Below are 14,692 nucleotides of genomic sequence, written 5' to 3'. Positions count from 1 at the left end.
AAACCGCTGATCGCCGCGGTCGAGGGCTGGGCACTGGCCGGCGGGTGTGAACTCGCGCTGGCGGCGGACATGATCGTCGCCGCGCGGGGCGCCAGCTTCGGACTGCCTGAGGTCAAGCGGGGCCTTGTCGCGGCCGGCGGCGGACTGCTGCGGCTTCCCAAGGTGCTTCCGTACCAGCTCGCCATGGAGGTCGCGCTCACCGGCGACCCGCTCTCCGCCGAGAAGGCCCATGCCCACGGGCTGGTCAACGTGCTCACCGAGCCGGGCGGGGCCCTCGCGGGCGCGCGTGAACTGGCCGCGCGGATCGCGCCGAACGGCCCGCTCGCGGTCCGCGCATCCAAGCAGGTGATGGCGTCGTCGATCGGCTACACCGATGCGGATGCCCACGCCATGCAGCGTGAGATCACCGAACCCGTTCTCGCGTCGGCCGACGCGGCGGAAGGCGCCCGGGCCTTCACGGAGAAACGCGCCCCCGTGTGGAGGGGGAAGTGAGCGGTCCCGCGCACAAGTAACCGCCTGCTCGCGGACGGCGGCACGGGCATCCCGCCCGGCGCCGTTCGCCGGGCGCGGCAGTCGGCACCGCGAAGGCTGTTGAAAATGATTGTCGATACGCCTACAGTCGTATACGTCGTATACCTCGGGCGTCTTCTTCGCCCGGGCGTCGTGGCGTGACCAGGAGAAGAGGGCGACGTAGTGATAACTCGGCGGGCCGTGCTGCGCGGCGTCACGGGGGCAGCGGTGGGGATCGCCGCGGGTGGGGCGCTGGCCGCCTGCGGGGGCGGGGACGAGGAACCCGCCGCCGCGAAGGCGTCGGCCACGCCGCGCAAGGGCGGGAAGCTGCGGGCGGCGTTCATCGGGGGGAGCGCGGAGTCCACCGATCCCACCCTCGCGGCCAACGTCGGTGTCGACTACGTACGCGCCCGGCTCGTGTGGGACACCCTCGGTGAACTGGACGGCGGGAAGCCGGTGTGGCGGCTCGCGGAGTCCGTCGAGCCCAACGCCGACGCCACGCGGTGGACCGTACGGATCAGAAAGGGCGTGACCTTCAGCGACGGGCGCCCACTCACCGCGGACGACGTGCTGTTCAGCCTGCGCACCCTGGTGCAGAAGCGCAGCCCGCAGGGCGGGTTCATCACGCACCTCGACCTCAAGAAGGCCCGGGCCAAGGACGCGCGGACCGTCGAACTGCCGCTCACCATGGCCGACGGCTTCTTCGATCTCGCCCTCGCGCACTCGATGTTCGTCTTCCCCGACGGCACCAAGAACTTCGCGAAGGCGCCCGGCAGCGGCCCGTACGTCCTGAAGAAGTGGCAGGCGGGGCGCAGCAGCGTCCTCGCGCCGCGCGAGGGCTACTGGGACGCCGCCGGCGGCGGACCCTACCTCGACGAACTGGAGCTGATCTCCGTCACGGACGCCGCGGCCCGGCTCAGCGGTCTGAAGGCCGGCCAGTTCGAGTACGCGTGCGGCCTCGCCCTCACCGCCGTACGCACCGAACGCGGCAACGACGCCCTTCGTATCGAACTGCCGCCCAAGGACCTGTGGGTCGATCTCTCCCTGCCCATGAACCTCGGCCTGAAGCCGTTCACGGACGAACGTGTCGTGCGGGCCGTCAAGTTGGCGCTCGACCGGGAGTCCCTGGTGCGCACGGTGACCCTCGGTCAGGGCGAGGTCGGCAATGACCTGGTGGGCGCGCACCAGCCGTACTTCGACGACGGTATCGCGCAGACCGCGTACGACCCCGAGCGGGCCCGCAAGCTGCTCGCCGAGGCGGGGGCGGGCGGGCTCTCGCTGCGCATCCGCACCAGCAACTACGACTACGGTACCGAGGAGAGCGCCACCGCCATCGTGCCGATGCTGGCGAAGGCCGGGATCAGGGCGACCCTCGACAAGGTGCCCGCCGCGGACTACTACAGCGACTTCAAGACCATCCTCAGCACGCCCGTCCAGACGGCGGCCTACCACCCCAACCCGCTGCCGCTGATGATCCGCACCTACTACGGCTCTGCAGCGCCCTTCCCCATCACCGGGACCGGGGACGCGGCGAAGGTCGATCCGCTGATCGCCGCCATGAACCGCGCGACGGGTGACAAGCAGCGCGCGGCCCGCATGGCGGACCTGCAGGAGTACCTGCACGACCAGGGCGGCGAGGCGCTGTTCGCCCGGGTGCCGACGGTGTCGGGGGCGGCCGCGAAGGCCCACGGCATCAAGGCGCGCGGGTACGCCGACTACCCCAGTCTGCGGGACGCGTTCGTCGAATGAGAACGCTCCGGAGGACGGCGGCGGGGCCCGTACGGCGGGTCGCGGGGGCCCTGCTGGTCCTGCTCGCGGTCTCGGTGCTGGTGTTCGCCGCCACCGAGGCCGCGCCCGGCGACGCCGCCACCGCACGCCTCGGCCCGCAGGCGGACGCCGCCGCCGTCGACGGGGTGCGGGCGGAGCTCGGCCTGGACCGGCCGGCCCCGCTGCGCTACCTCGACTGGCTGGGGCACGCCGTGCGCGGCGACTTCGGGGCCAGCTACGCGAACGGCCGCCCAGTGGGGGAGCTGGTCGCCGACCGGCTGGGCAACTCGCTCGTCCTCGGCCTCGCGGCGCTGGCCGTCCTCGTGCCGCTCGCGGTCGGACTCGGCCTGTGGGCGGGGCTGCGCGCCGGGCGGCGCGGCGACCGGCTGGTGTCCGGTACGGCCCTGGGTCTCGCCGCCGTCCCGGAGTTCGTCACCGGCGCCGTGCTGATGCTGGTGTTCGCGGCCGGGCTCGGCTGGCTGCCCGCCGTGTCACTGCTCGGCGCGGGGCAGGGCCCGCTGGACGAACCGTCCGTGCTCGTGCTGCCCGTCCTCACGCTCGTGTCGGTGTGCCTGGCGCAGAACCTGCGGCTGGTGCGGGCGGGCGTCGCGGAGGCCGCGCGGTCCCCGGCGGTCGAGGCGGCGCGGCTCAACGGGGTGCCGGAGCGGCGGGTCGCCCTGCGGCTGGTCCTGCCGGCCGGCCTCGGTCCCGCCGTGCCGATGCTGGCCCGGTCCGTGGCCTATCTGCTGGGCGGGGCACTGGTCGCGGAGTCCCTGTTCGGCTATCCGGGACTCGCCGCGCTCCTGGTGGACGCCACGGCCTCCCGTGACGTGCCGGTGGTGCAGGCGGTGGCCCTGCTCGGCGCCGCGATCGCGGTGACCGCCAACCTCGCCGCGGACCTGGCCGTCCCGCTCCTCGAACCCGCACAGAGGCACCCATGACGACCCTCACTCCTGTACGGCCGCAGTCTGACCCGGCCGCGCCGGCGACCGTACGTCCCCCGGGGCGCCGACGGTGGCGCGGTCGGGCCGCCCTCGTCGTCCTGCTCCTGGTCTGCGCGGTCGCGCTGCTCGGACCGCTGTTCGCGCCGCACGCCGTCACCCAGCCGGTGGACATCCCGTACGCGCCCGGCAGCGGCCAAGCCCCGCTGGGAACTGACCAGTTGGGCTCCGACGTACTCAGCAGGGCACTGTCCGGCGGCCGCACGCTGGTGCTGACCGGGCTCACGGTGACGGCCGTGGTGTGCGCCCTGGGAGCGGCGGCCGGCATGACGGCCGCGTACCGCAAGGGCTGGACGGACTCGCTGATCCTGCGCCTCGCCGACGTACTGCTCGGACTGCCCGCGTTCCTGCTGCTGAGCGTCGTGGTCGTGGCGACCGGACGCGGCACGGCGGGCGTCGCCGTGGCGGCCGGGCTGGTGCTGCTGCCCGAGACGGTCCGCGTGGTGCGGGCGGCGACCCTGCGGATCCTCGGCCAGGACTATGTGGAGGTGGCCATCGCGCGCGGCGAACGCGCGGTGTCCGTGCTGGGGCGCGAGGTGCTGCCCAACCTCGCTCCCGTCCTGGCCGCCGACGCGGGCATCCGCTTCCTCGGGGCGGTCTCGGTCGTCGCCACGGCCTCCTTCCTCGGATACGGACCTCAACCCCCCACCGCCGACTGGGGGTTGATGGTCATGGAGAACCGCGACGGCCTGACCCTCCAGCCGCTCGCCGTCCTGGTCCCGGCGGGCCTGCTGCTCGTACTCCTGCTCTCCACGAACCTGCTCCTGGACGCCGCCTTCCCGGGGCCAAGCGTGCGGGCCGCCGGCCGCCGGAAGTCCCGGCCCGCCGCGGAAGTGCCCGCCGCGGAAGTGCCCGACAAGACGGGCGAGTTGCTCACCGTCCGCGCGCTGCGGATCGAGGCCGAGGGCGGGCACGCCGTACTGGACGGAGTGGACATCGGCCTCGCACCCGGTGAACTCCTCGCCGTGGTCGGCGAGTCGGGCAGCGGCAAGTCCACGCTCGCCCTCGCCGCCCTGGGGCATGTCGCGCCCGGGCTGCGGCACACGGGCGGAGGAGTACGGCTCGACGGGCGCGGCGTGCTCCACCTCGACGAGCGGTCGCTGCGGCGGCTGCGGGCGTCGGTGTGCGGGTACGTCGCCCAGGACCCGCGCACCGCGCTCTCGCCGTATCTGCGCGTGGACGCCCAGCTCACCGAGGTGCTGCGGGCCCGTCAGGTGCCCAAGTCCCAGTGGCCGGGGCGGATCGAGCGGGCGCTGCGGCTTGCGGGCCTGCGGCCGGACGAGGTCGTACGACGCCGTCCGCACCAGCTGTCCGGAGGCCAGCGGCAGCGGGTGGCGCTGGCGGTCGCGCTGTCCGCCGAGCCACGGCTGCTGGTCCTCGACGAACCGACCAGCGCGCTCGACACGGTCACCGCCGCGGCCTTCCTCGCAGACCTGACCCGACTGCGGCACGAGACGCGCACGGCGGTCCTGCTGATCTCGCACGATCTCGGCTCGGTCGCCTCGGTGGCGGACCGGGTGGCGGTCATGGACGCCGGACGGATCGTCGAACAAGGCTCTGCGGAGGCGGTGTTGAGCGCGCCGAGCAGTGGCCGGGGGCGGGCTCTCGCGGCGGCCGCTGGGCTCGTTCCGACATCGGCGCTCGTTCCGACACCGGCGCTCGTTCCGACACCGGCGCCCGGCCCGACACCGGCGCCCGGCCCGGGATCGGGGCCCGCCCTGGAATCAGGGCCCGCTCCGGAATCGGGGCTCGCTCCGGCATCGGCGACCGCTCCGGAGTCGGCGACCGTTCCGGAACCTGGCCCCACACCGGAACTCGGGCCCGCAGATGTGTCCGGGCCCCGTGTCCCTCTGCTCGCCGTGGCCGGCGTCTCCCTCCTGCGCCGGACCCCCGTACTCGACTGTGTGTCACTGAGTCTGGAACCGGGAGACTGCCTGACCGTGGTCGGCCCCTCCGGCAGCGGCAAGTCCACACTGCTGCGCTGCTTGGCCGGTCTCGACCGGCCGACGGACGGCGGCGTCCGCCTGAGCGGCGAGGAGTTGGCCCGCGACGTACGCGACCGGAGCGCCCGGCAACGGCGGCAGGTGCAACTCGTGCCGCAGGATCCGTACGGATCACTCAACCCGCGCCACACGGTGGCCGCGATCATCGGTCGGCCGCTGCGACTCGGCGGCGATCTGCCGACGGACCGTCAACAACGGGCGGTAGAGCGGCTGTTGGACCAAGTCGGCCTCGACGTGGAGCTCGCCGGGCGGCTTCCCGGCGCGCTGTCCGGCGGGCAGCGGCAGCGGGTCGCCCTGGCCCGGGCGCTCGCGACCGGACCCGAAGTGCTGCTGTGCGACGAGGTGACCAGTGCCCTGGATCCGTCGGTGGCAGTCGGTGTCGTCGAGCTGATCGCCGGGCTGCGGCGGGACCTCGGGCTCGCCGTCGTCATGGTCACCCACGATCTGTCGGTGGCAGCGCGCCTCGGCGGCCGGGTGGCCGTGCTCGCCGAGGGACGCATCCGCGAGACGGGCCCGGCGGACCGGGTGCTGAGCCGCCCGGTGCACGAGGTGACGCGTGCGCTGGTCGCGGCCGTGCCCCGGCGGATGCGGACCGCGCCCGCCGCCTCCTTGCGGTCGGCGGCGTCCGGCGAAGGAGGCCGATGACGGTGACTCTAGGGTGGCGGTATGCCGAGCACGACGACCGACAGCAGCGAGGAACTCCCCCGGCCGCAGAAGCGGCGTACCGCACTGAACCGGGCCGCCGTCGTCGCCGTCGGGCGACGGGTGGCGGTGCGGGAGGGACTGTCCGCGGTCACGCTGCGCCGGGTGGCGTCGGAGCTCGGCGTGACCGCCATGGCCCTGTACCGGCACGTGGGCGACAAGCGCGAGCTGCTGGTGGCGATGCTCGACGACGTGGCGGAGCAACTCGTCCTGCCGGACGGCGATGGGCCGGTGACGGAACGGCTGGTGCTGGCCTTCCGCGTGCTGCACGACCATCTGACGGCCGAGCTGTGGGTGGTGGAGGTACTCAAGGGCGGCGAACTGTTCGGGCCGCGCGCCTCGCGGTTCGTCGAGCATGTGCTGACGCTGCTGGAGGAGGCCGGGCTCGGCGACGAGCGGGCGGTGGACGCGTACTGGGCGCTGTGGTGGTACACCTTCGGCCACCTGTCGTATCTGCCGGCGCTGGGGCCCGAGGGCCGCCCCGCCCGGAATGAGCTGATGACCAGGGTCCGCATGGACGAGCACCCCCGGCTGAGCCGGATGCTCGCCCGGCCGCCGCGCGAAGGCGCGGAGGCCGACGCCTTCGTCAGGGGCCTGGAGGCCCTGCTGCGGGGCCTGTTGTAAGGACTGGTCCACCCCGGCCGTTCCCTGGGCTGTGCCCTCGGAACGTGTGCGGGCGGATCTCCCGGACCGCGGCATGTCGATGCGCCGCAGTCCGTCGCCATGTATACGCCGTATACCCATCACCCATGTGTTGTGCAGGGGGCTGTTGCTCATGACCCAGGACGCACGGAACCAGCAGCGGAGCGAGGAGGCCGGCCGGGAGACCGGCAACGGCTGGCTGCTCGCCATGACGTCACTGGCCGCGGTACTGATGACGCTCGACATCACCGTCGTCAATGTCGCCCTTCCCGAGGTCGCCGCCGACCTCGACGCCGGACTGACCGGACTCCAGTGGGTGGTGAACGCCTACACCCTGGTCTTCGCCGCGCTGCTGCTGCCCGCCGGGGCGTTGTCCGACCGGGCGGGCCGCCGCCGTCTGTTCGCGGCCGGGGTCGCCGTGTTCACCGCCGCGTCGGCCGGATGCGGGGCCGCGCCCGGCGTCGGGACGCTGATCGCCTGCCGGGCCTTGCAGGGCCTGGGCGGGGCGATGGTGATGTCCACGGCACTGGCGCTGATAGCCGGGGCCTACGAGGGGCGGCGACGGCAGTCCGCGATCGGCATGTTCTCGGCGGCGGGCGGCGCCGCTGCCGCCCTTGGCCCGCTGGTGGGCGGCGCGGTCGTCGAGGGCCTCGACTGGCGCTGGATCTTCTACATCAACCTTCCCGTCGGGCTGCTCATCCTGGCCGGGACCGCGCTGAAGGTGACCGAGACCCGTCCGCAGCGCGGGCCGAGCCCCGCGAGCGGCTTCGACTTCGTCGGACTGCTGCTCGCCGCCGGGGCGCTCCTAGGCCTCAACTACGGCCTGGTGACCGGCCCCGAGGACGGCTGGACGGCCGCCTCCGCCCTGCTGCCGCTGGTGGGCGGGGCGCTGCTGGTGCCCGCGTTCGTGTGGTGGGAGGCACGTCGGCGGGACGCGGCGATGTTCGACGTACGGCTGCTGCGGGTGCCGTCCTTCACCGGGGCCATCGTGCTCAGTTTCGTCTGCCGGGTGGTCACCTTCGGCGTGCTGCCGTTCCTGATCCTGTGGCTGTCGGGGATGCTCGGGCACAGTCCGCTGCAGACCGGGCTGAGGCTGCTGGCGATGACGGCTTTCATCATGCTGGTCGCCCCGTTCAGCGGGCTCCTCCTCAAGGCGCTGCCGGTACGGGGCGTGATGGCGCTCGGCACGGTGATCACCGGGATCGGGCTCTTCACCATGGCCCGCGTCGGTCCCGACGACTCCTGGCTGGTGATGCTGCCGGGGCTCGTGCTGCTCGGCATCGGCGGGGCGATCGCCTTCCCGCCGCTGATGGGCATAGCCGTCGGGGTCGTACCCCCGGAGCGGGCCGGGATGGCCTCAGGCATGACCAACACGTTCTTCCCGCTGGGCACGGCCACCGGTGTCGCCGTGTTCGGCGCGGTGTTCAGCGCGCGGATCGACGCGGACTTGGACGACTCGCGGCTCGCCGCGCTCCAAGTGCCGGTGGACATGCGGCAGTCGGTACGGGACGCGGTGGCGTCCGGGCAGTTCGGGCAGCTGGAGCGCGCGCTGCCCGGGGCGGCGCGCGAGCCCGTCCTCGACGCCGCCAGGACCGCGCTCACCGCGGGACTAGCGCAGATCTGCGTGGCCGCGGCGGTCGTGAGCCTGCTCGCCGCCGTCGCGTCCTGGACGCTGATCCGCGACAAGGACCAGCTGACCGCCCCGGCCGGGGAGCCCGCCGATGTCCCTGCCTGACACGTCCTCCGTTCCGCAGAGTCCGCAGGGTGCCGCTGACGATACGTACGGCGCCGCCGCCGAGTTCTACGACCTGCTCGCCGGGCCCTCCTGGGCGCGGCTGGGCCCGTTGCTGCGCCGTGCGCTCGACGGCGCCGACTCGGCCCACGGACCACTGCTCGACCTCGGCGCCGGCACGGGTCTGTCCACCGAGACCGCCGCAGAGGCCCTGCCCGGTGTCGAGGTGCTGGCCGTGGAGCCGTCCGCGGGCATGCGGATCGCGCTGTCCACACGGCTCGCCCGCACGCCCGGGCTCGCCGCCCGAGTCACCGTGGTCGCGGGCACGCTGGACGACGCACCGCTGCCGCCCCGGCTGTGCGCGGCCGTGGCCCTCGGCGTCGTCGGCCACCTCGACACCGCCGAACGCGCCGCGCTGTGGCGGCTGTTGAGCGACCGCCTCGCACCTGGCGCTCCCGCCGTCGTCGACGTCCTGGACCGCACCGCGCCCCCGACCCATGCCCCGCTGCGCCTCGCGACCCGCCGGGTCGGAGCCCTGGAGTACGAGTCGTGGAGCGAGGGCGGCGCCGACGGCTGGACCCTCACCTACCGCGTACGCCACGACGGCGTGCTGCTGCGCGAACACGCCGTCCCGTTGCCCTGGTCCGGCATCGGACTGGACGCCCTCGCCGAGGAGGCGGCCGAGGCCGGACTCCACTGCACACCGCTCGCCCCCGACTTCGCGGTGCTCCGCACCGCCGGACGCCCCACCCGACAGGAGTACTCATGACCGGCGCGGCTCTCGCTGACACGCGAGAGGACACACCCGACACCCCCATGTCGCCCGAGCCGGAGGCCGCAGGGAAACCGCCCGGCCTCGGCGAACTGCTCGCCCCCGTCCGCGGCCGCATGACCGCCGCGGTCCTCGCCCAGGCCGCCGCCGCGGTCTGCGCGATGGTGCCGTTCATCGCGGTCGCCGAACTGGCCCGGGCACTCCTCGCGTCCGGCGGACCGAACGAGGGCCGTGCCTGGGCCGCCGCCTGGACAGGTGTGGCCGCCCTCGTGGCACGTCTCGTGCTGTACGCCGCCGCCGGCACCCTCACCCATCACGCCGACGCCGACCTCCAACTCGGCCTGCGCCGACGGCTTGCACGGCATCTGGGCCGGCTGCCTCTCGGCTGGTTCACCGAGAACAGCTCGGGCGAGGTGAAGAAGGCCGCGGGCGACGACATCTCCGCCCTGCACCACCTGGTGGCGCACACGGTCCTCGAAGTCACCGCCGCCGTCGTGGCACCGCTGACGGCTCTGACGTACCTGTTCGTCGTGGACTGGCGACTCGCCCTCGTCGCACTGCTGCCGCTGCTGCTCGGCGCGTACTTCTTCAAGCAGGCCATGTCCGGCGCCGACGACGTGACGGCCCGGTTCTTCGGCTCGATGGGCCGCGTCAACTCCGCCGTCGTGGAGTTCGTCCACGGCATCACGGTGGTCAAGGCGTACGGCCGCACCGCCCGGGCCCACCGCGCGTACGAGGAGGCGGCCGACGACTTCGCCGTCTTCTTCCGCGACTGGATCATGAGCACCACGCGGGCCAGCACCTCGGCCGCGCTCGCCCTGTCCGGCCCGGCCGCGCTGCTGCTGGCGACCGCCGCGGGCACCCTCTTCGTCGTCCAGGGCTGGGCGGACGCGGTCGACATCGTGCCGTTCGTGCTGCTGGGCCCGGCGCTCACCGGCTCGGTGATGGGCCTGGCCCAGTCCGGGCACGCCGTGCAGGGCGGCATGCAGAGTGCCCGCCAGATCCACGCGCTGCTCGCGACGCCCACCCTCCCCGAGGCGCCCGCCCCGGCGTCCCCGGGCCCGGACAGCACCGTCGAACTGGCGGACGTCGGCTTCAGCTACGACGGCTCGACGACCGTCCTGACCGGCATCGACCTCACCCTGCGGCCCGGCACCGTCACCGCCCTGGTCGGCGCCTCCGGCTCCGGCAAGTCCACGCTCGCCCGGCTCGTGCCCCGCTTCTGGGACGCCTCCGCCGGCACGGTCCGGGTCGGCGGCACGGACGTCCGGGAACTCGCCCCGGCCGAGCTGTACCGGCGGGTGTCCTTCGTCTTCCAGGAACCCCATCTGCTGCGTACCACCGTCCGGGACAACATCCGGCTCGGCCGGCCGGACGCCGACGACGCGGCGGTGGAACGGGCGGCACGCGCCGCGCACATCCACGAACGCGTCACACGTCTGCCGCGCGGCTACGACTCGGTCGTCGGCGAGGACGCGGTGCTGTCCGGCGGCGAGTCCCAACGCCTCGCCGTGGCCCGTGCGTTGCTCGCCGACGCACCCGTCCTGGTCCTCGACGAGGCCACCTCCTTCGCCGACCCGGAGTCCGAGGCCGCCGTCCAGCAGGCCCTGTCGGCACTCGTGGAGGGCCGCACCCTGCTCGTGATCGCACACCGGCTCGCGACGGTACGGGACGCCGACCACATCGTCGTCCTGGACGGCGGGCGCATCGCCGAACAAGGCACCCACAACGAGCTGTTGGCCCTGGGCGGCCTCTATGCGCGGACGTGGGAACTCCAGAATCCCCGGAACTCCAAGATCCCCGGGAGTCCTCAGAACCCTCGGAAGGGGGACGCGCGATGACCGCGCTGCTCATACGTGTCCTGGGGCGCGACCTCACCGTCCGGCTCAGGGGAGTGGCTCTGTGGGCCGCCCTCGCCGCCGCGCTCCAGGGAGTGGCGTACGCCCTGCTGGTGCCGCTGCTCACCCGGCTTCTCGGCGACGACCCCGGGGAGGCGTGGGCCTGGGTCGCGGCGCTCGCCGCCGCCACGACGGCGTACGGGGCCGCGGCGTTCTCCGCGACCGTACGCGGCAACCGCTTCAGCGCCGAGCTCGGGCGCGCCCTGCACCACCGCCTCGGCGACCACGTCGGCTCGCTGCCGCTCGGCTGGTTCGGCGGTGAACGGGTCGGCGCGCTCGGCCAGTTGGCGGGCCAGGGCGTCGTACAGGTCATGAACGCCGCGGCGAACCTGCTGCGCCCGCTGTGCAACGCCTTCGTCACCCCGGCCGTCGTCGTCCTCGCCACCTTCGTGTTCGACTGGCGGCTCGCGCTGGCCATGCTGGTGTGCGCACCGGTCGCGGCCGCCGCGTACCGGTGGTCGGGACGGCTGATGGCCCGCGTGGACCGGCAGTCGCACGCGGCGTCCGCAGAGACCGCGGGCCGGCTCGTGGAGTTCGCCCGCCACCAGCCCGCCCTGCGGGCCTTCGGCCGGACCGTCGACGACCACGAACTCCTCGACGGTGCCCTCCGCGAGCAGCATGCGGAGGCCCGCGCGGCCGTACGCATCGGAGTGCCCGGCATCGCGGGCTTCGCTCTCGCCGTGCAGCTCTGCTTCACCTGCGTACTGCTGCTCGGCACGTACCTCGCGCTGGACGGGTCCGTCGCGGCCGGTGAGCTGATCGCGGTGCTCGTGCTCGCCGTGCGGTTCGTCGAACCGATGGGCGCGGCCGCCGAGTTGGGCGGGTCGCTGCGGATGGCGCGGGGCACCCTGGAGCGCCTGGACGAGGTGCTGGCCGCCGAACCGCTACCGCAGCCCGGCACCGCGGCGAAGCTCCCGGAAGCGGACGCCCACGGCATCGAGCTGGACGGCGTCTCCTTCGGATACGGCGACGGGCGCACCGTCCTCGACGGACTCGGCCTGCGCGTCCCGGCGGGGCGGACCGTGGCGCTGGTGGGCCCCTCCGGCTCCGGCAAGACCACGGTGACCCGGCTGATCGCCCGGTTCTGGGACGTGACCGCGGGCACGGTTCGCATCGGTGGCACGGACGTGCGCGATCTGACCACGGACCAGCTGATGTCCCAACTGGCCATGGTCTTCCAGGACGTGTACCTCTTCGAGGGTTCCATCGAGGACAACATCCGTGCCGGGCGCGAGGGCGCCACGGACGAGGAGGTGCGGGAGGCCGGGCGGCTTGCCCGGGTCGACGAGATCGCGGACCGGCTGCCGGACGGCTGGGCGGCCCGCGTCGGCGAGGGCGGCGCCGCCCTGTCCGGCGGCGAACGGCAGCGGATCTCCGTCGCCCGCGCTCTGCTCAAGCGGGCGCCGGTCGTGCTGCTCGACGAGGCGACCTCGGCGCTCGACGCCGAGAACGAGGCCGCGATCCAGCAGGCCCTGGCCGCCCTCACCGCCGACCGCACGGTGATGGTCGTCGCCCACCGCCTGGACACGATCCGGGGCGCCGATCTGATCGCCTTCCTGGACGGCGGGCGGATCGTGGAGCAGGGCACGCACGAGGAGTTGCTGGCTCTGGGGGGTCGTTACGCGGCCTTCTGGAGCGAACGCGATGGGGCGCGGGGCTGGCGTCTGGCCGGGTCCACGCGCTGAACGAACGGCGGCGGGACGGCCTCGGGCCGTGCCGCCGGTCGGTTGGCTACTGCCGGTCGGTCGCTTGCTCGCCGGCCGCGCAGGTCACCAGGTGGATGCCCGTTCCGGTGACGTGGCGGCCGGTGACGCGTAGCCCGGCGCGGGTGATCAGGTCGTCCAGCTGCCGGGGCGTACGCTCTCGGCCGCCGAACAGCACCAGGAGCCGGAGATCCATGGCGGCGGCCACGTCGGCGCGGCGGCCGCCGGTGACGAGGTTCTCGACGATCAGGATCTCGCCGCCACCGCCACCGGGGGTGGCAGCGGCAGCGCAGCGGCGCAGGATGCGCAACGCGTCGTCGTCGTTCCAGTCGTGCAGCACCCAGGTGAGCAGATACAGGTCCGCCCCGGCGGGCAACGGGTCGAAGAAGCTGCCGGAATGCACCGAAGCGCGAGCGCCGAGCCCCTTGGCCTCCAGGGCCCGGCGGGCCTCCTCCGCGGCCTCCGGAAGGTCGAGCAGGGTGCCGCGCAGCCCCGGTCGTGCGGTGAGTACCCGGGCCAGCAGGGATCCGGAACCCCCGCCCACGTCGACCACATGACCGTGCTCGGGCCAGGGGTGCGCGGCGACGACCTCGGGGGCGGCCCACGTGGTGTGGGTGGCCATCAACTCGGCGTAGGAACGGGCGAGTTCCGGATCCTCCAAGGTGTCCTGCCACAGCGACCGGCCGTGCACGAGGGGGTAGGCGGGCTCTCCGGTGCGCACCGTGTGCAGCAACCCGCCGAAGGCCTGGTCCATCCGGCCGCCCATGCCGTCCAGGTCGAACCAGGCCCGCATGCCGAACGGCCCGTCCTCCTTGAGGAGTTCGGCCGCGGACGTCAGCGCGTACGTGTCCTCCTCCGGCTCGGCGAAGACACCGCGTCCGACGAGCACGCGCAGCAGGCGCCGCAGCGCGTCGGCGTCGGCATCCGAGGCCCGGGCGAGCTCGGGCAGCCGGGTCCGGCCCGCGGCGATGTGGTCGGCCAGGCGCAGGGTTGCCGCGACCCGGATCGCCCACGGGGTGACGAGGTCGGCGAGCACGGCCAGGTCGACGCGGGTCGGGGCGGCTTGGGGCAGCGTGGTCATGTCGCTCCAGGAGTACGGGAGTGGGGGAGGAGGGAGGAGGGAGGAGCAGGGAAGAGGAAAGGGGAGAGGGGAGAGGGGAGAGGGGCAGGTCAGGGAAGTACGGGGTGGACAGACCGTCCAGGACTGCTGCCGCACGCGTCGAGGACCGCCGCGACGAGCCCCTCGGCCTGCGGCACGAGGTAGAAGTGCCCGCCGGGCAGCACCCGTTGGGTGAAGGCGCCCGCGGTGGCGGTGCGCCACGTCGCGACGTCGTCCACCGGTGCCTCCTCGTCCGCGTCCCCGGTGAACGCGCCGAGGGGGCAGCGCAGCCGGGCCGTCGTGTCCGGCCGGTACGTCTCGATGAGCCGGTAGTCGGCGCGGACGGCGGGCAGCAGCACGGCCCGTATCTCGGGGTCGTCGAGCAGTTCGGTGTGGGTGCCGTCGAGGCGGCGCAGTTCGGCGGCGAGCCCGTCGTCGTCCCGCAGGTGCACCTGGCCGGGCCGCTGGTGGCGTGGTCCGGGGCGCCCGGAGACGAAGACGTGCCGGGGTGCCGGGCCGGCTCCGGCCTCCAGCCGCAGGGCCGTCTCCCAGGCCACCGAGGCGCCCATGCTGTGGCCGAAGAGGATCAGTTCGTGGCCGTCGGCGCCGTCCGTCCGTAGGACCTTGGCGACGGCCTCCGCGAGCTCGTCCATGGTCTCGGCCGGCGGTTCGCCGAGACGGTCCTGGCGGCCGGGGTACTGCACGGCGACGAGTTGCACGTCGGGTGGTAGCAGCCGGGCCCAGGGTGTGTAGAAGGCTGCGCTGCCGCCCGCGTGCGGGAAGCACACGAGCGAGACCCGTGCCGCAGGGCGGGGCAGAGGGCGGCGCAGCCAGCGGGAGGCGGCGGTGGTCAGTTGGGTCAC

Annotated in this window: 11 protein-coding genes; 9 read left to right on the top strand and 2 right to left on the bottom strand. The window is 73.8% G+C overall.

The features are described from left to right. The 9 genes from GAS53_RS44060 to GAS53_RS44020 form a co-directional block, all read left to right on the top strand. Window positions 1–492, top strand: a 492-nt coding sequence (locus GAS53_RS44060) for an enoyl-CoA hydratase-related protein (RefSeq protein WP_192583551.1), incomplete at its 5' end; no start/stop codon positions are given. A gap of 201 nt (window positions 493–693) precedes the next feature. Continuing rightward, window positions 694–2,259, top strand: coding sequence for an ABC transporter substrate-binding protein (locus GAS53_RS44055; protein ID WP_151483401.1), 1,566 nt, complete (start codon window positions 694–696; stop codon window positions 2,257–2,259). After that, the gene (locus tag GAS53_RS44050) at window positions 2,256–3,218 is read left to right on the top strand and encodes an ABC transporter permease (RefSeq protein WP_151483400.1); all 963 of its coding nucleotides are present in this window, start codon (window positions 2,256–2,258) and stop codon (window positions 3,216–3,218) included. Before GAS53_RS44055 ends, GAS53_RS44050 begins: the two co-directional genes overlap by 4 nt. Further along, window positions 3,215–5,926 (top strand): ABC transporter ATP-binding protein/permease, encoded by a 2,712-nt coding sequence (locus GAS53_RS57130; protein WP_225859470.1) that lies wholly within the window; start codon window positions 3,215–3,217, stop codon window positions 5,924–5,926. The genes GAS53_RS44050 and GAS53_RS57130 overlap by 4 nt, the downstream gene beginning before the upstream one ends. Before the next feature lie 21 nt (window positions 5,927–5,947). After that, window positions 5,948–6,607, top strand: coding sequence for a TetR/AcrR family transcriptional regulator (locus GAS53_RS44040; RefSeq protein WP_151483399.1), 660 nt, complete (start codon window positions 5,948–5,950; stop codon window positions 6,605–6,607). A 151-nt stretch (window positions 6,608–6,758) separates the two neighbouring features. Beyond that, window positions 6,759–8,360 carry an MFS transporter gene (locus GAS53_RS44035; protein ID WP_192583550.1) on the top strand — a complete coding sequence of 534 codons (1,602 nt, stop codon included), beginning with the start codon at window positions 6,759–6,761 and terminating at the stop codon, window positions 8,358–8,360. Beyond that, a complete protein-coding gene (locus GAS53_RS44030) occupies window positions 8,347–9,126 on the top strand; it encodes a class I SAM-dependent methyltransferase (RefSeq protein WP_151483397.1) in 780 nt (259 codons plus the stop codon). The genes GAS53_RS44035 and GAS53_RS44030 overlap by 14 nt, the downstream gene beginning before the upstream one ends. Next, window positions 9,123–10,970, top strand: a complete 1,848-nt coding sequence (locus GAS53_RS44025) for an ABC transporter ATP-binding protein (RefSeq protein WP_151483396.1) — start codon at window positions 9,123–9,125, stop codon at window positions 10,968–10,970. The genes GAS53_RS44030 and GAS53_RS44025 overlap by 4 nt, the downstream gene beginning before the upstream one ends. Then, complete coding sequence (locus GAS53_RS44020; protein ID WP_151483395.1) at window positions 10,967–12,712, top strand: ABC transporter ATP-binding protein; 1,746 nt, start codon at window positions 10,967–10,969, stop codon at window positions 12,710–12,712. Before GAS53_RS44025 ends, GAS53_RS44020 begins: the two co-directional genes overlap by 4 nt. A gap of 46 nt (window positions 12,713–12,758) precedes the next feature. On the opposite strand, the gene GAS53_RS44015 is transcribed toward GAS53_RS44020, so the two are convergent. Both GAS53_RS44015 and GAS53_RS44010 read right to left on the bottom strand, forming a co-directional pair. Then, window positions 12,759–13,811, bottom strand: a complete 1,053-nt coding sequence (locus GAS53_RS44015) for a methyltransferase (RefSeq protein ID WP_151483394.1) — start codon at window positions 13,809–13,811, stop codon at window positions 12,759–12,761. Between the two features lie 89 nt (window positions 13,812–13,900). After that, on the bottom strand, window positions 13,901–14,692 hold the full coding sequence (locus GAS53_RS44010; RefSeq protein WP_151483393.1) for a thioesterase II family protein: 792 nt from the start codon (window positions 14,690–14,692) through the stop codon (window positions 13,901–13,903).

Origin of the sequence: Streptomyces albicerus, from assembly GCF_008905045.1 — a bacterium.
In the GTDB taxonomy this organism is placed as follows: domain Bacteria; phylum Actinomycetota; class Actinomycetes; order Streptomycetales; family Streptomycetaceae; genus Streptomyces; species Streptomyces albicerus.
The sequence above is the reverse complement of the archived record's forward strand: the minus strand, read 5'-3'. Positions and strand labels throughout refer to the sequence as shown.